The following is a 15,717-nucleotide window of genomic DNA, read 5'->3' as shown; positions in this document are numbered from 1 at the left end:
GAAGAGGGGAGCGTTCGTATGAGAGTCGCCGATCAACAGATGTACAATACCCTGCTCGGCAATCTCCAACGCTCACGCTTGCAGATGCTGACCTCGCAGGAGCAGATCTCCAGTCAGAAGCGCGTGAACAGGCCAGAAGACGATCCGAGTTCGTATGGCCAGATCGTCCTCGACAAATCCGCGCTCTCGCAAACCACCCAATGGCTGCGCAACATCGATTTCGGCACGTCGCGTGTGAACGCGGCCGATCAGGCCTTGGGACAGGTGCAGAACCTCATCACACGAGTACGTGAACTGACCATTCAAGCCAGCAGTGACACCACCTCGGCGGAAGGACGTCAAAGTATCGCGAAAGAAGTTCGCCAATTGCAGCGGCAATTGGTCCAACTCGGCAATACCGAAGTCGCCGGCCAGGCGGTATTCGGCGGTACAAAAACTGATGTCAGTCCCTATGTGATCACCACCGGGGATACGGTGACTTATCAGGGCAACACGGAGACCCAGTCGATCGCAGTGGGTGAAAATCAGACCGTGCAGATCCTGGTTCCGGGAAGCAGCATTTTTACCGGCGCGACGACGAACATGTTCGATTCGCTCCGGGACTTGCTTACCGCGCTCGAAAGCGACAATCGCGCGGGGATTCAGGTGGGAATCGGCAATCTGGACCTGGCCACGGCACAGATCAGTGATGCGCAGGGGACGATCGGGGCTCTGGCCAACCGTCTGCAAGTCACCCACGACGCACTGGATACGGCCACCCTGACCATTTCCAAAGCCATTTCCGACAATCAGGATGCTGATCTCGCAACGGCGATCAGCCAGTTGAGCCTTCAACAGGTCGCCGTGCAGGCCGCCAGTCAGACATTCAGCAAGATTTTCGACTCCTCATTAATCAATTATCTGCCGTAACCGACGCTTAAGTTCATCCTCACCGGAACCGATATACCCAATGTACCCGTATCCACACGCCAAGGAAGGCTTGTATGCTGGTCTTAACACGACGTCGGGGAGAAGGCGTCACCATCGGGCCGGATGTTCGTATCGTGGTGCTTGGCATCAAAGGCGGACAAGTGCGGCTCGGTATCGAAGCGCCGCCCAATGTGCAAGTGCATCGGGATGAAGTGCATGCGCGGATCCAGGACGAGAATCGCATCGCGGCGGGGCCCGGCGTCATTCCGCTGGAAGCCTTCCGCCAATTGTCCAACAAAGCCGGCCGCCGGGGAGGCTGAAAACCATTTATGAAATGTCAGTCGACCAGGTTCGGGACCTTGGACGTCAAAGATGAGAGTCTGCTGGTGTTTCCCTCCGGGATCCTGGGATTCCCGGACTGGACCAAATACGTCATGCTGGATCATGACACGGATGCGCCGTTCAAGTGGTTGCAGTGCGTCGAAGAACCGCAACTGGCGTTTGTCATTCTGGATCCGGCTTACTTCAAGCCGGACTATCAGATTACGGTGACGACGGATGCCCTGATCGAGATCCAAAAGCAAGATGACGACGAGCTCTCAGTGGTGACGATTCTCACCATCCCGTCCGATGATCCCAGCGCCGTGACCGCCAACCTGCGCGGTCCGTTGGTCATGAATCATCGCACCAGACTCTGCAAACAATTGGTGCTTTCCGAAGACCTGCCCACGCGCTACCCCCTGTTCACTCCTTCTGCACAGAGTCACGCATTCGCTGTAGCGGTGTAGTCTCCGCTTCACTCACGAGTGCTCCCGTCGAATAGTGCCCGGATCGCGTCCCAACTATGCTCGAACGGACGCCCGGCTCAAGCCATCGTGTGGCCGAGGTCGTGCGGCGCGCTGTCGGAGCGATCGTATAAAGCGTTTAGGTTGATGGGGGAGGTGCGACTTGACGCGACAGGACCGACACCAGTTCCTGAACCGTGCGGTCCAACTGCACAAGAAGGGACGGGGCCTCCGTCAAGGTCCCCAGACGACCGGTCGCCTCTAACTGGCCCGCCAGCAAGACGACGTCGGGCGCGCAGAGGTTGGCGGCGGTGCCCTTGAGGCTGTGTGCCGCCCGTTCAAGCGCGGACGCATCGGCTTGACCGATGGCAGTTTCGATTTCTTTCATCAAGAGGCTATGCCGGTCAAGGAAGAGCCGGATCAGTTGTTCGAACAGTTCGGTATCACCGCCGATATTGGCCAACATCGCAGATGCATCAAACACCCGCGCGTCGGTCTTGGTCATTTCGCGGCGTGGAACCGGCGCAGGAGCGTCCGCCGCGGTCGGCAACGGAGCCCAACGCTGCAGGATGAGACCAAGATCGTCCGTCTTCACCGGCTTGCTCAGATAGTCGTCCATGCCCGCGGCCTTGCATCGCTCGCGGTCGCCCGGCATGGCATTGGCCGTTAACGCAATGATCGGAATGTGCGCACGCGTTCGGGAATCATCCGGGCGTTGTTCCTGCGCGCGGATCTGCTTGGTGGCCTCGTACCCGTCCATCGTCGGCATCTGACAATCCATCACGATCGCGGCATACGATTCCCGTTCAAAGGCCGTCACCGCCTCCTGGCCGTTGGAGACGACATCCGACTGGTAGCCGAGTCGATCGAGCATGCGGACGGCCAGCTTCTGATTGACCACGTTGTCTTCAGCGACGAGAATCCTGGGACGCCGAGCTTGCTCGGCCAAGGTGTGCCTGGTAATGAGGGGAGGCGCGGCTATCTGGCTCTTGCCGATGCCGGCTCCGCTGGTTCCTGGCCCCTGTTGCAGCCCGAAGACGACGCGGAGGCAACCCTGCAGTTGATCGTGACGCACCGGCTTTGTCAGATACGCGGAGAAACCGGCGCGGCGGGCCCGTTCCGCATGCCCAGGCTGAATCAATGAGGTCAAGACGACCAATCGCACGCCGGCGCCATGGGGGTGAGCCTTGATGTCTTGGGCCAATTGAAGCCCGTCCTTGCCCGGCATGAGCATGTCGAGGACAGCCGCCTCGTAGGGTTCTCCCTTGGCGGCGGCCTGGCTCAGCATCTCCATCGCCTCTGTCGCATTGCGGGCCTGGCCGTCCTGCATGCCCCATCCTGAGACAAGATGATGCAGGATCGTGCGATTCGATTCATTGTCATCGACGATGAGGACACGACGACCGCTCAGTTCGGCGGACGGCACAATCGCCGGGGCACAGACCGGCTGCTTCTGGAAGACGGCGGTGCACCAGAAGGTGGTCCCCTCACCGGGTCGGCTCCGCAAGCCGACCTGACCGCCCATCAGTTCCACCAGCTGCTTCGAAATCGCGAGGCCAAGACCCGTTCCACCATATTTGCGGGTGGTGGAACTGTCGGCTTGTGCAAAAGCCTGGAACAGTCGCCCTTGCACCTCGTCACTGATGCCGATGCCGGAGTCGGTGACCTCGAACTTGATCGTCACGCCGGCCGGAGAGTCCTGTTCCAGGAAGGCTTGTACCGTAACTTCGCCGTGCTCGGTGAATTTAACGGCGTTTCCTACGAAATTCGTCAGCACCTGCCTCAGGCGGCCGGGGTCGCCACGGAGCGCGTTTGGAACCGAGGCATGCACCAGGCCGGTGATTTCAAGACCTTTGCGCTGAGCCCGTTCGGCGAACTGTGATAGGACGTCTTCCACCGTGGTGCGTAACTGGAAGTCGAGGCTTTCGAGTTCTAACTTGCCGGCTTCGATCTTGCTGCACTCGAGCACGTCGTTGATCAGCGACAGTTGCGCTTCACCGCATTGCTGAATCGTCTGCGTGAACGATCGCTGTTCCTCCGTCAACGAGGTATCGAGCAACAGACTGGCCATGCCGATGACGCCGTTCATCGGCGTGCGCAACTCATGGGTGATCATGGCCAGGAATGAGGACTTGGCTTGCGCCGCCGCTTGCGCCTGTTGGAGCGCCTGGTCCAATTGGCGATTACTCTCACGAAGGTGATCTGCCGTGGCGTTCAAGGCCCGATGCGTTGCGTGCACTTCGGTGAGGTCGACGCCGTACGCGCGCACGAGTTGATTGCTGGGCACAGGGCACAAGGTCCAACTGTAACAGGCCTCGCCTCTGACCACGTCCTGAGAGCGAAGTGTGCGTCCCTCAAGCAGGCAGGTCGCGACCAGCGCAGGGAGATTGTCCGGAAGAATATCCGGTCTGCCGCTGAGGTCGTACCCGAATCGACAGAGGACCTCCACCATGGCCGGATTCACATAGAGAATGTTGCCATGCCGATCGATTTCGACGATCGGGTAGGGGCTTTCCTCAGCCACGGTGGCAAGCCGGTCACGATCGGTTTCCAACTCGCATTCGCGGGTCACATCGCGCAGCGTCAGCAGCGCGGCGACGCCCGGGATGCCGGACATGCGCAATTGTTCCCATTCGACCAAGGCATAACCAGGAGACTCGTCCTCCTCGCTTTCCGTCGTCTCTGCGGAATCGCCCACCGTTGCTTCCGGTATTTTCCAGACGCCGGAGGATCGCAACGAGCTGCTCAATTCGACCGTCTGTCCCAAGAGATCGGTCAACGATCTGTGGAGACACTCTCCCGCAGTCCGGTGAAACAGGCGAGCTGCGTTGCGGTTGGCAAATGCCACGCGCGAGTCCGCCGTCAGGAGACATACACCCAGAGGGACGGCGTCCCACAGCAAAGAAAGCGCTTCGCTGGGTAGGTCAGGACCTCCGGGAGGCTGTGCATGGGGAAACGGCGAATGTGACCGATGGCTCATAGCGGCGCTCCACCCACCGCAAGGTCAAGATATTGCGGCAGGTCTATCTGTTCCGTGCCAGGATCCAACGCCCGGAGGATGGAGCGTGCGGGCTGGTCGGCCGGCTGGTTCTGCAGATCGATATCTACTGGTTGCTGACCTTCTCCGTCCACGCCTTTGATGATACGCACACGCGGACGCAAGCGGTCTTCATGGTTCAGGCCGATCACCACGGCGGACTCGTTGGTATTGAGCTTGATGAGACTCCCCAGCGGATAGACGCCCAGTACTTTGATTGCGACCTCAACCAACGTCTTGTCGTACCGCCCTTTCGCCCCCAACACGAAGAGCTGGCGAATGGCATCATGGGGCAGCAGGGGCGGACGGCCGTATCTGGTCGTGACCAGGTCGTCATAGGTGTCGGCCAAGGCCATCAGTTGAGTCAAGGGCGACACCGCGCCGGCTTTGACCAGTTTGGGAAACCCGGTACCGTCCTGAAATTCGTGATGTTCCGCGATGATCTTCGTCACCGTCTCCGGCACCCGGTCACCTTGCGACAGGACGGAGGCCGCCAGTTGCGGATGTTGCCGCATCAGCGCCTGTTCCTGCTCGGTCAAGGCTGTCGTTTTTCGATAGAGGTTCCGCGGCAGGCGGACGAATCCGATGTCGTGGAGCAGCGCGCTCAAGCCGAGCGCTTCCATATCCGATTCCGTGCAGCCGTTTTCCACGGCCAGAATCAACGTCAGGACGCAGACATCCATGCCGTGATTGGCGAGGGTGCCGTCGAAGCGACGCATCTTATCCAGGCAGAACTGAATCATCATCGCTTCCGGCTGTTCGATGATTTGCTTGAGGAGATCGCGCACCACCGGCTTCAATGCTGTGGCTTTTGGCGGCTGACCGGCTTCGATGTCTCGGAAGACGCGATCGACGGCTTCCATAGCCTGCCGGTAGACGGCGGCGGACGCCGCCGCCGGAGATGGCTTTCCGCCGGCTGGGGGATCGGCGACCTCTGCCGGGCCTGGTGTGGGTTCTTCTTGAACGGCGGGTGCCTCCGGCGCCGGGGCGGGCGCAGCGCCGACGTCCAGCCCACGCTTCGTATCGATGGTGACGATCTGAATGCCGTGCCGTTTGAGCTGCACAATGTCGTCGGGGTTGGACAGCAGCCATTTGTGGAGAAGAAACGGCGTCCGATACCAGGGTTGGTCCAGGCCGGCGATGAACATGCCGACGGTCAACTGATCGATGGGAATGCGTTTGGTCGAATCCATGTCCGAGTATTGATGAGTCCTTGTCAGAACCGCTGCGTAGGTCCACAGTGGCGATGCGCGAAGCTACCGCAGAATACATATCGGTTGATGCGGGGAGGTCCTTTACAGGAAAGCCAGCAGTCCAGCCGAGCGATACGTCAAGTTTTGAGCAGAAAGACCGATACCGATGATTGGGGCGCACCTGCGTAGTGCGTCACGGGTGAGGGACAGCATGACCAGCGACCTGACGGCACATCGTCATCCCGCGTCATTCCTTGAGGTCGGGCTCTCGCTTCAGCTCAGTCTGGCCGGGGAAGAGAGCGGCGCACAATATGGCTCCACGGTCCTCGGTTGGAAACACCGCAGTTGGATCCTGTGTGAATGGCCGTTTCATTTCGGAAAGCCGATTCCCTGTGCGGTCGGTACCACGTGCGTACTGCGCTACATCTATGCCGGACGAATCATCGGCTATCGTACCGAGGTGCTGGATTTGCAACTGCAACCCTTTCCGTTTCTCCTGTTGGCGTATCCCTCGAACATCGAAGCCGTCCCCTTGCGCAAGCAGGGACGGGTACTGGCTCACGAGCCTGTCGTGCTCCTACAGGTGACCGGCGGTGTCGGCGAGCGGCAATCCGCACACCAGCCGAGAATCGGCGGGCTGTTGACGGATCTGAGCGCATCCGGATGCGCCGTCCGGCTCCAACGGCCGATCCAGGACTTTTTCCCGGGAATGGTCTTGCGCGTGGAATTCGAAATCATCGGGACCGGTCACGTCAACAATCTGACAGCCCTCGTGCGAAACGTGTCACTGCAATCGGACGGCACGCTCCTCGGCCTGGAATTCCAGTTTGACGGCAAGGAGACGATCGAGTACCGCGGGTGGGGCGGATCGGTCAAAAAAGCCCTCGAATCGTTTGTGCTTCAGAAACACTCCATCGAATCCGCCTAGACTGCAGCGGTTGCCGTCAACTGGGAAGTTTTTGCCCGGTTACTCGCGCCGGCTCTTCCTCAGCGCCTGAAACTCCTCTGTTTTTCCTCGCGCATGTGAATATCCCAAGTGGCATGCATCTTGATTGGTGTCCCAATGCCACCCCTCGTCTTGTAACGAGGCGGTGCCTGATTGGACCGGGAGGGGACGACGACCATGACGATTCATGCCCAGAACGCCAAACTCAATCCGCGATGGTGCCTTGCGCAGGATACCATCGACCGTCAGGACATCGATCGATTGATCGACTGGCTCAAGACCTATCCACGACTGACCAAGGGAGCGGTCACGCTGGAGTTCGAACGGCAATGGTCCGAGTGGCTCGGGCGTCCGCATTCCGTCAATTGCAATTCAGGCTCGTCAGCCAACTTGCTCATGTATTACGCCTTGCTGCGTTCGGGCAAGTTGCGCAATACGAATGTGATCGTCCCCAGCGTCGGATGGGTCACATCCATCGCCCCGGCGATTCAGTTCGGCTTTACGCCCCACATGTGTGAGGCGGACCCGGACACGTTCGGGCTTGATCTGAACCATCTTGAAGACCTCTTGAGGCGGCATCAGGCGCAGACCGTCCTGTTGGTGCAGGTCCTGGGGGTGCCGCATCGTATGCACGAATTGCAAGCGTTGAAGGATCGCTACGGATTTTATTTGCTGGAAGACGCCTGTGCGGCCATCGGAGCCGAATACGAAGGCCGCAAGGTCGGAACGTTCGGCGACATGGCCAGCTTTTCCTTTTACTTCGGCCACCAGATGTCCACGATCGAAGGGGGCATGGTGTCCTGCAGCGACCGGCAGTTCGCCGATCTGCTCCTTATGCTGCGCAGTCACGGATGGAGCAAGGATCTGCCAAGCGCACGGCATGAAGAATTGGTTGAGCAATATGAGATCGACGACTTCCACTCACCCTTCGTGTTCTACGAGCCTGGATTCAACCTGCGCTCGACCGACCTCAATGCGTTTATCGGTATCGAACAGGTGCGCAAGCTCGATTGGATGACGGGGCGCCGACAGGCCAATCATGATCGGTATCTGCAGCAGTTGGGTGGGCGCTTCTACACGCAACGTCCGCCGCGTCACAGCAAGGTGGCGAGCATTTCTTTCGGGTTGTTGGCCGATTCCCCGGATCAGCGCAAGCGCATCGTTCGCGCCCTGGTTGCCGAAGGAGTGGAAACCAGAATTTTTTCGGCCGGCAATCTGGGCCTGCATCCGTTCTGGATGAACCGGTATGGAAAAGCCAGTTTTCCCGTGGCCGATCGGGTCCATCATTGCGGGTTTTTCCTGCCCAATCACGCCTCGATGACAGAGCAGGACGTGGTGCACATCTCCCGCGTCGTGCTTGAGGCCGCATGAGCCGACACAGGACCGGCAACCGCGCACCGATGGCGCAGCCGGTGCCAGGCAAGACAGATCCTTCACGTATGCAGAAGGAGCTCGTTCGATTATGACGACGTCATCCCCCCATGTGCTCGTGACCGGAGGGGCCGGCTATCTCGGTTCCGTGCTCACCAGACGGTTGCTCGATCGCGGCTTTGCGGTCACGGTCCTCGACAATTTCATGTACCGGCAAAACAGTTTGATGGACTGTTGCGCGGAAGAATCGTTTCGGATCGTGCGGGGAGACTGCCGGGACGAACGGATACTCACGGACCTTCTCCAGGACGCCGACATCATCATTCCACTGGCCGCGCTCGTCGGCGCGCCACTGTGCGACCGGGATCGCGTCGGGGCCTACACCGTGAATTTCGAAGCGGTGCAGTTGCTGTGCAAATTGTCGTCGCCGCAGCAACGGATCATCTTCCCCGTCACCAACAGCGGGTACGGCATCGGTCAACCGGGAGTGCCATGCACGGAGGACTCGCCCCTTCGGCCCATCAGCCTCTACGGCGAAACCAAGGTGAAGGCGGAGAGGGTCGTGCTGGATCGCGGCAATGCCATCACGCTGCGCCTGGCGACGGTATTCGGCGTGTCGCCAAGAATGCGCATGGACTTGCTCGTGAACGATTTTGTCTGGCGAGCCGTGCATGATCGCGCGGTCGTCGTCTTTGAAGGCCACTGCAAACGGAATTACATCCATATCCAGGATGTCGTACGAACATTCCTTCACGCGATCGATCATTTCGAGCAGATGAACAATCGCCCCTACAATGTGGGGCTGGAAGACGCGAACCTCTCCAAACTGGAACTCTGCCGCGAGATCCAACGATTGCTCCCGCAATTCGTGTCCTTCGAAGCCCAGATCGGCGAAGACCCGGACAAACGCGATTACATCGTCTCGAATCAGCGTCTGTTGGCGAGCGGTTTTACACCGGAATGGTCGCTCGAGCGGGGCATCCGTGAGCTGATCAAGTGTTACACGATCGTCAAAGCGGGACAGTACGCCAATGTGTGATGCAGGCATGGGCGAAGAGGGGAGGCGACGATGATTATCAGCCGAACACCGTTTCGAATCTCGTTCTTCGGCGGCGGCACTGACTATCCCGTCTGGTTCCGTGAACATGGCGGCGCGGTGCTGGCCACCACTATCGATAAGTATTGCTACATCAGCTGCCGGCAACTCCCGCCGTTCTTCGAACATCGCACGCGCATCGCCTATTCGCGCATCGAACTGGTGAACAACAATGAGGAGATCGAGCACCCTGCCGTTCGTGGCGTGCTGAAGTATCTCAATATCAATGAGGGCTTGGAAATTCACCATGACGGGGACTTGCCCGCGCGAACGGGGTTGGGTTCCAGTTCCTCCTTCACCGTCGGTCTGCTGCACACCTTGTACGCGTTGCAGCATGTCATGCCGAGCAAGGCGCAGTTGGCCCAGGCGGCGATTCATGTCGAGCAGGATGTGCTCGGGGAATCCGTGGGCTGCCAGGATCAAGTGCTCGCAGCCCACGGCGGGCTCTGCAAGGCCACATTCTTCCCCAACGGAGACATCGGCTATACGCCGATCATCATGCGTCCGGATCGTCTGGCGTCGTTTCAGAGTCACCTGCAACTGTATTTCACGGGATTCTCCCGGATCGCCTCCGAAGTGGCCCGCGAACAGATTGATCGCACCAAACACCGACAACGAGAACTCTCCACCATGTTGCAGATGGTCGAGGAGGGCATCGCGATCCTGACCGGTGAAGGTGATCTCGCCGACTTCGGCGCCATGCTCCATGAAGCCTGGATGCTCAAACGGCGCCTGACCTCGCGCATCACCACCCCGGCCATCGACGAGATCTACACGGCGGCCCGGCAGGCGGGCGCGTTGGGAGGCAAGTTGCTGGGTGCGGGCGGGGGTGGGTTCATGCTGCTCTTTGCCCGGCCTGACGATCACGAACGCATTCGAATGGCTCTGCCAGGATTATTACAAGTGCCGTTCAAGTTCGAGGGCTTGGGAACACAAATCGTGTTCTATCAGGAAGATCAGCTGATGTTGGACGACGTCTGGGCACAGAGTTCGGCGCAGACTGCATCCCGGCTCAAAGCCGCGCTCATCGGAAAGGCAGCATGACCAAGCACCGCATGGCAGACTGCGACGTGATCATTCTCTGTGGTGGCCTCGGCACCAGGTTGAAGTCCGTCCTGTCCGATCGTCCGAAACCGATGGCCGATATTCACGGACGGCCGTTCGTGTCGTTGATTGTCGATCAGTTTCGACGCCATGGCGCGCGACGGTTCATCTTCAGCACCGGGCACTACGGCGAGATCATTGAGGAGTGGTTCCTGCGCCACGGGCAGGGGTATGAAACCATCTTTGTCCGGGATCCTTCCCCTCTCGGAACCGGCGGGGCGTTGGCAGCGGCCATGAGGGTGGCGCGCAGTAGTCTGTTGTGGGTTCTCAACGGAGACTCACTCTGCGAGCTAGATCCGGAACGACTCCTGCGCTTTCACCTGCGGAAACGGGCCTTGGCGACCATGGCCGTGACGGAAGCCGATAGCCGGCAGGATACGGGTGCCGTCGGGTTAGGGGAGGGCGATCGAGTGCTCTCGATGGTTGAAAAGCCCAGTGCGCGAACCACGCGGTATCAGAATGCCGGAATCTACCTGTTCGACCGTTCCGTATCCGCACACTTGCCGCAAAGACCATCCTGGTCTCTGGAGCAGGAACTGCTTCCCGAGCTCGTCGCACAGCAGCTGTACGGATTCGTGACTGCCGGCCCGCTCTACGACATCGGTACCCCGGAGCGCCTGGAGCACTTCCGCGAGACGTGGAGAGACGTCGGGTCCTATTTCCCAGCTTCGGAGCGCCAGGGATACAAAACGGTGGCTACATGACTCAGGCGGAAATGTCGTCGGCGGCATTGTCCACACGATTCCGCTTTTCGTCGCGCGGGGAACAGCTGATCGGCCAGGAAATGTTCCGGGTACTGGACCGCGCACAGGCACTGGAACGCCAGGGCCACCGCGTCTACCACCTGGAACTCGGAAATCCGCGCATGGCGCCGCCGGCGGAGATACTTGAGGCCACCAGGCAGTCGCTGGAGGCTCAACAGATCGGGTATGCGTCGATGGCGGGGCTGACCGAACTCCGATCAGCGCTGGCGACACGCTACGCCGCGCTCATCGAAGAGCCCGTGACCGGGTCGCATATCGTCATCAGTCCGGCGAATCTGCTCATTCATCAGTTTCTGGATCTCACCTGCAATCCCGGTGATCGAGTCGCCCTATTTACGCCGGCCTTCCCCTCTTATTGGGCGGCTGCGGCACACCTCCAACTGAATGTGGTGCCTGTTCCTCTGTCCCAACGAAACGGCTTTCAGTTGTCACATCCGGCCATCGAGGCGGCGTTAGCCGCCAACCCACGCGCGGTCATCGTAAACAATGCCAACAATCCGACCGGTGCGGTGTACGACCCGGCGATCGTACGGCACTTGTCCGCACGATGCGAAAAGGACGGAGTCTGGCTGCTCAGCGATGAAACGTACGCTGATCTGACGTTTGATGGGTCGTTTCTCACCCTTACTGCGCCCGGGGCAGGGCATGTGGTCGTCATCTCTTCCTTTTCGAAAGTCCTGTCGGTTCCCGGCTTTCGCACCGGTTACGCGATCGCGCACGAGGCCGTCGCCGCCAAACTCGCCCTGTCGAATTCGACGTTGTATTCCTGTCTCCCGGCATTCACCCAGCGAGGGTGTCTTGCCGGCCTATCGGTGCTCGACCGGTATGCTGCAGAAGTTCGACAGCGCAACGCGCGGGTGACGACCTCGTGTCACGACCAGATCAATCGCTCCGGTCTGCTCCGTAGCCACACACCGGCCTCAGGCTTTTACCTCTTCATCGACATCAGTGGAACCGGTCTCGACGATCTGCAGTTTTGCCGGCGTCTGTTGGACGAGTATCACACAGCGGCAACCCCCGGGCGCTCGTTCGGAGATGCCTATCGCTCATTTATCCGCCTGGCCACTTGCGGAGCGGAGGAGGACGTGCTGGAGGGGGTGTCACGCACGATCGCGTTTGCACAGAAACTGGGAGGGTGCCATGTCCAAGCCGCTTGACGTCTTGCTAGTGACGCCACCCAGCCGCGTCCAGGTCTATCAGGACCTCAGCCGGGACTTCGCCGCCATCGAACCGCCGGTGTGGTCGGGACTGATCGCCACCTACCTTCGCCAACACAGTTGCTCTGTGGCCATTCTTGATGCGGAGGCTCAAGGTCTCACGCATCAGCAGACAGCTGAGCACATCGCGGCCATCGCCCCCAGGCTGGCGGTCTTCGTCATTTACGGACAACAACCATCGGCCTCCACGCAGTGCATGCCCGCCGGACGGAAGGTGTGTGAGATTCTCAACACGCTCGCCGATATTCCCACACTGGTGATGGGCACACATCCATCGGCTTTGCCAAAACGCACGCTCTTGGAGGAGCCCTATACCTATGTCTGTCAAGGGGAAGGGCCGGCGACCATTCTCGGCCTCGTCGTGGCCTTGCGAGCGCCACAGCATTCGCTCCGCGACGTCCCGGGATTGTGGCACCTGGAGGAGGGGAATGCGGTCGGCAATGTGCCTGCACCGCTCTTTACCAATCTCGACCATGACTTACCGGGACAAGCCTGGGATCTACTCGATATGAGCCGCTATCGCGCGCACAATTGGCACTGCTTCGGGAACCCTGAATCCAGAACCCCCTACGCCTCGCTTCAGACCAGCCTGGGATGCCCGTTTACCTGCTCCTTTTGCTGCATCAACGCGCCGTTCACCACGCCCATGTTGCGTGTCTGGAGTCCCGACAACGTCATCGGACAGATCGACCGCCTCGTGCGTGAGTACGGCGTCTCGAATATCAAAATTCCCGATGAGATGTTCGTCTTGAACCGTCGCCACGTCATCGGCATTTGTGACCGGATCATCGAACGGGGGTATCACCTGAATATTTGGGCCTACGCGCGAGTCGATACGGTGCAGGATGAAGTGCTGGAGAAGCTGGCGCGCGCCGGCTTTACATGGCTGGGTCTCGGCATCGAATCCGGCAGCCAGCATGTCCGGGACGGGGTCGAGAAGGGCCGCTTCGGCGAACGGGAGATTATCGCCACGGTGGGCCGCATCCGTTCCCACGGCATTCATGTCGCGGCAAATTACATTTTCGGGCTCCCGGACGACACCCTCGAGAGCATGCGGGCCACATTGGATTTAGCGCTGACGCTCAATACCGAATGGGCGAATTTTTACTGTGCCATGGCCTATCCAGGCTCGGCGCTCTACGGCCTTGCCAAACAACACCAGTGGACGTTGCCGGATGATCAGGGCGGCCCAGGTTGGATCGGGTATTCCCAACATGCGTATGAGTGTCTGCCGCTGCCGACTGACAGCCTGACCGCCACTCAGGTCCTGGATTTCCGCGACCGCGCGTTCCTGGAGTACTTCGGCCATCCCGGCTATCTGACTATGTTGCAACGAACGTTCGGTTCGCGCTGCGTCGCTCACGTAGCGGAGATGTGCCGGCATCAGGTGCGCCGTCGCCATCATGATCAGGCGTCCAGTCAGGCAGCATAGATGAACGCAGGGAAAGGAGCATCCATGATCAAGGTGGCAGACTACATCATCAATACGTTGGCCGAACGCGGCATCGATAAGATGTTTGTCGTGTACGGCGCGGCCAACGGCGATTTGATCGATGCGTTTACCCGCACCGCCGCGACCCAGTACGTCGCCGTCATGCATGAACAGGCCGGCGGATTTGCGGCTGAAGCCTATGCCAAGGTCAAGGGGATCCCCGGCGTGGCGATTGCAACCAGCGGACCGGGCGGCATGAATCTCCTTACCTCGATGGGCAACTGCTTCTATGACTCGGTGCCGTGCGTGTTCCTTACCGGCCAGATCAATTCGCGATTTCTCCGCCCAGATCCTTCGATCCGTCAAATCGGGTTTCAAGAAACCGACATTGTGGCGATGGCTGCGCCGGTGACCAAATACGCGAAGATGATCTTGAATCCCGAAGACGTCCGATTCGAGCTGGAAAAGGCTCTGTGGATGTGCCAGGAGGGCCGACCTGGACCGGTGCTGCTCGACATTCCCCTCAACGTGCAGAAAGCCATGGTCGATGCAAAACAGTTGACGGGCTTCGAGCCGCCCGCGGCGATGAGTTTCGACCTGACGGTCGTCGACCAGCAGATCGCAAGGTTGATCAGCGACCTCCAGCAGGCGGAACGCCCGGTGATTCTGGTGGGAGGAGGCGTGCGCTTAGCCGATGCACAGGACGATGTGCGGGCCTTGGGTCGTCGATTAAACGTGCCCTGCTTTCCGACCTGGAACGCGCTGGATGTGATCAGTTCCGACTATGAGAACTACGGTGGACGGGTGGGGACCTATGGTGGCGCAGGCCGCAACTTCGGCATTCAGAACAGTGATCTGCTCCTGTCCATTGGAAGTCGCATCTCCGGACGCATCACCGGCGGTAATGTCCAAAGTTTTGCGCGACAGGCCAAGAAGTATCTGGTCGAAATCGATCCGGCCATGGTGCAGCGCAAGTTTCAGCAGGTGCCCTTCGACGTCAACATCCTCTGCGACGCGAAAGCATTTACCCAGCGCTTGCTGATCGCACTCGATCGACGCAGCAAACCCTTGCCAGATTTCTCGGCCTGGACGGGGCGCGTCATGGAGTGGAAACGGCGATACGATCCGGTGCGGCCGGAGTTCTTCGCGCAACGTGAGCGCGTCCATCCCTATGCGTTCATGCGCCGCCTGTCTGAAAAGATGGGAGCGACGGATGTGCTGGTCGGCGACTGCGGCGGCAATATCGTCGTCAGCAACCATGCCTTCGAAACCAAGTACGGCCAGCGCAACCTGACGAACAACGGCAATTCCCCCATGGGGTTCTCCTTCGCGGGAGCGATGGGTGCCTGGTTTGCCGATCCCACAAGACAAGTCGTCTGCACCATCGGCGACGGCGGCTTCAATATGAACCCGCAGGAATTACAGACCTTCGTGAACTATGGCGTCAAAGTCAAAACGTTCATTCTGAACAACCATATCTACGGCATTACGAAGGCCTACCAGGAAACCAATTTCCAGGGTCGCGCTGAAGCCTGTGGGCCGAAGGGCTACCATCCGCCGGATTTCCTCAAGATCGTCCAGGCCTACGGCATCAAGACGGTTGCCATTGGAAACCATGCCGAGATGGACGCCAAGATCGACGAGGTGCTGCGGTTCGACGGGCCGGTCGTCTGCGACGTGGACATGCACGAGTTCCACACCTACGAACCGAGGATCTTCGGTTGGAAGACGCCCATCGAGGATATGTATCCCTATCTGCCTCGCGAAGAATTTCGCGCCAACATGGTCATCGAACCGGCAGAGGGATGGATGAATCCCGAGTATCCCGATGTCGTGCGACGGGACGGGCAATCACAGCCATAA

At 59.6% G+C, this 15,717-nt stretch carries 13 protein-coding genes; 11 read left to right on the top strand and 2 right to left on the bottom strand.

The window, feature by feature from the left end:
* Window positions 1-18: 18 nt before the first annotated feature.
* From flgL to fliW, 3 genes are all read left to right on the top strand, one after another.
* A complete protein-coding gene (gene flgL, locus KJA79_RS17615; RefSeq protein ID WP_213043369.1) occupies window positions 19-909 on the top strand; it encodes a flagellar hook-associated protein FlgL in 891 nt (296 codons plus the stop codon).
* A gap of 74 nt (window positions 910-983) precedes the next feature.
* On the top strand, window positions 984-1,229 hold the full coding sequence (gene csrA / locus KJA79_RS17610; RefSeq protein ID WP_213043368.1) for a carbon storage regulator CsrA: 246 nt from the start codon (window positions 984-986) through the stop codon (window positions 1,227-1,229).
* A 9-nt stretch (window positions 1,230-1,238) separates the two neighbouring features.
* Window positions 1,239-1,697 (top strand): flagellar assembly protein FliW, encoded by a 459-nt coding sequence (gene fliW / locus KJA79_RS17605; protein ID WP_213043367.1) that lies wholly within the window; start codon window positions 1,239-1,241, stop codon window positions 1,695-1,697.
* A 136-nt stretch (window positions 1,698-1,833) separates the two neighbouring features.
* Here fliW and KJA79_RS17600 read toward each other — a convergent pair whose 3' ends face one another.
* Both KJA79_RS17600 and KJA79_RS17595 read right to left on the bottom strand, forming a co-directional pair.
* On the bottom strand, window positions 1,834-4,674 hold the full coding sequence (locus tag KJA79_RS17600) for a response regulator (protein ID WP_213043366.1): 2,841 nt from the start codon (window positions 4,672-4,674) through the stop codon (window positions 1,834-1,836).
* Window positions 4,671-5,924 (bottom strand): cyclic di-GMP phosphodiesterase, encoded by a 1,254-nt coding sequence (locus KJA79_RS17595; RefSeq protein ID WP_213043365.1) that lies wholly within the window; start codon window positions 5,922-5,924, stop codon window positions 4,671-4,673. Before KJA79_RS17595 ends, KJA79_RS17600 begins: the two co-directional genes overlap by 4 nt.
* 211 nt (window positions 5,925-6,135) lie before the next feature.
* Here KJA79_RS17595 and KJA79_RS17590 point away from each other — a divergent pair, with 211 nt between their 5' ends.
* From KJA79_RS17590 to KJA79_RS17555, 8 genes are all read left to right on the top strand, one after another.
* The gene (locus KJA79_RS17590; RefSeq protein WP_213043364.1) at window positions 6,136-6,852 is read left to right on the top strand and encodes a flagellar brake domain-containing protein; all 717 of its coding nucleotides are present in this window, start codon (window positions 6,136-6,138) and stop codon (window positions 6,850-6,852) included.
* A 195-nt stretch (window positions 6,853-7,047) separates the two neighbouring features.
* Window positions 7,048-8,241 (top strand): DegT/DnrJ/EryC1/StrS family aminotransferase, encoded by a 1,194-nt coding sequence (locus KJA79_RS17585; protein WP_213043363.1) that lies wholly within the window; start codon window positions 7,048-7,050, stop codon window positions 8,239-8,241.
* A gap of 91 nt (window positions 8,242-8,332) precedes the next feature.
* On the top strand, window positions 8,333-9,280 hold the full coding sequence (locus KJA79_RS17580) for an NAD-dependent epimerase/dehydratase family protein (RefSeq protein WP_213043362.1): 948 nt from the start codon (window positions 8,333-8,335) through the stop codon (window positions 9,278-9,280).
* A 30-nt stretch (window positions 9,281-9,310) separates the two neighbouring features.
* Window positions 9,311-10,381 carry a GHMP family kinase ATP-binding protein gene (locus KJA79_RS17575; protein WP_213043361.1) on the top strand — a complete coding sequence of 357 codons (1,071 nt, stop codon included), beginning with the start codon at window positions 9,311-9,313 and terminating at the stop codon, window positions 10,379-10,381.
* Window positions 10,378-11,145, top strand: coding sequence for a sugar phosphate nucleotidyltransferase (locus KJA79_RS17570; RefSeq protein WP_213043360.1), 768 nt, complete (start codon window positions 10,378-10,380; stop codon window positions 11,143-11,145). Before KJA79_RS17575 ends, KJA79_RS17570 begins: the two co-directional genes overlap by 4 nt.
* Window positions 11,142-12,362 (top strand): pyridoxal phosphate-dependent aminotransferase, encoded by a 1,221-nt coding sequence (locus KJA79_RS17565; RefSeq protein WP_213043359.1) that lies wholly within the window; start codon window positions 11,142-11,144, stop codon window positions 12,360-12,362. The genes KJA79_RS17570 and KJA79_RS17565 overlap by 4 nt, the downstream gene beginning before the upstream one ends.
* Window positions 12,346-13,854 (top strand): B12-binding domain-containing radical SAM protein, encoded by a 1,509-nt coding sequence (locus KJA79_RS17560; protein WP_213043358.1) that lies wholly within the window; start codon window positions 12,346-12,348, stop codon window positions 13,852-13,854. The genes KJA79_RS17565 and KJA79_RS17560 overlap by 17 nt, the downstream gene beginning before the upstream one ends.
* A 24-nt stretch (window positions 13,855-13,878) precedes the next feature.
* Window positions 13,879-15,717, top strand: coding sequence for a thiamine pyrophosphate-binding protein (locus tag KJA79_RS17555; RefSeq protein ID WP_213043357.1), 1,839 nt, complete (start codon window positions 13,879-13,881; stop codon window positions 15,715-15,717).

It is taken from the genome of Nitrospira defluvii (assembly GCF_905220995.1).
In the GTDB taxonomy this organism is placed as follows: Bacteria; Nitrospirota; Nitrospiria; order Nitrospirales; family Nitrospiraceae; genus Nitrospira_A; species Nitrospira_A defluvii_C.
The sequence above is the reverse complement of the archived record's forward strand: the minus strand, read 5'-3'. Positions and strand labels throughout refer to the sequence as shown.

Coding starts and splice junctions, on each gene's coding strand:
- csrA (WP_213043368.1), top strand. CDS start 984: ATGCTGGTCTTAACACGACGTCGGGGAGAAGGCGTCACCATCGGGCCG.
- KJA79_RS17595 (WP_213043365.1), bottom strand. CDS start 5,924: ATGGATTCGACCAAACGCATTCCCATCGATCAGTTGACCGTCGGCATG.
- KJA79_RS17600 (WP_213043366.1), bottom strand. CDS start 4,674: ATGAGCCATCGGTCACATTCGCCGTTTCCCCATGCACAGCCTCCCGGA.
- KJA79_RS17590 (WP_213043364.1), top strand. CDS start 6,136: ATGACCAGCGACCTGACGGCACATCGTCATCCCGCGTCATTCCTTGAG.
- KJA79_RS17580 (WP_213043362.1), top strand. CDS start 8,333: ATGACGACGTCATCCCCCCATGTGCTCGTGACCGGAGGGGCCGGCTAT.
- fliW (WP_213043367.1), top strand. CDS start 1,239: ATGAAATGTCAGTCGACCAGGTTCGGGACCTTGGACGTCAAAGATGAG.
- KJA79_RS17565 (WP_213043359.1), top strand. CDS start 11,142: ATGACTCAGGCGGAAATGTCGTCGGCGGCATTGTCCACACGATTCCGC.
- flgL (WP_213043369.1), top strand. CDS start 19: ATGAGAGTCGCCGATCAACAGATGTACAATACCCTGCTCGGCAATCTC.
- KJA79_RS17585 (WP_213043363.1), top strand. CDS start 7,048: ATGACGATTCATGCCCAGAACGCCAAACTCAATCCGCGATGGTGCCTT.
- KJA79_RS17560 (WP_213043358.1), top strand. CDS start 12,346: ATGTCCAAGCCGCTTGACGTCTTGCTAGTGACGCCACCCAGCCGCGTC.
- KJA79_RS17570 (WP_213043360.1), top strand. CDS start 10,378: ATGACCAAGCACCGCATGGCAGACTGCGACGTGATCATTCTCTGTGGT.
- KJA79_RS17555 (WP_213043357.1), top strand. CDS start 13,879: ATGATCAAGGTGGCAGACTACATCATCAATACGTTGGCCGAACGCGGC.
- KJA79_RS17575 (WP_213043361.1), top strand. CDS start 9,311: ATGATTATCAGCCGAACACCGTTTCGAATCTCGTTCTTCGGCGGCGGC.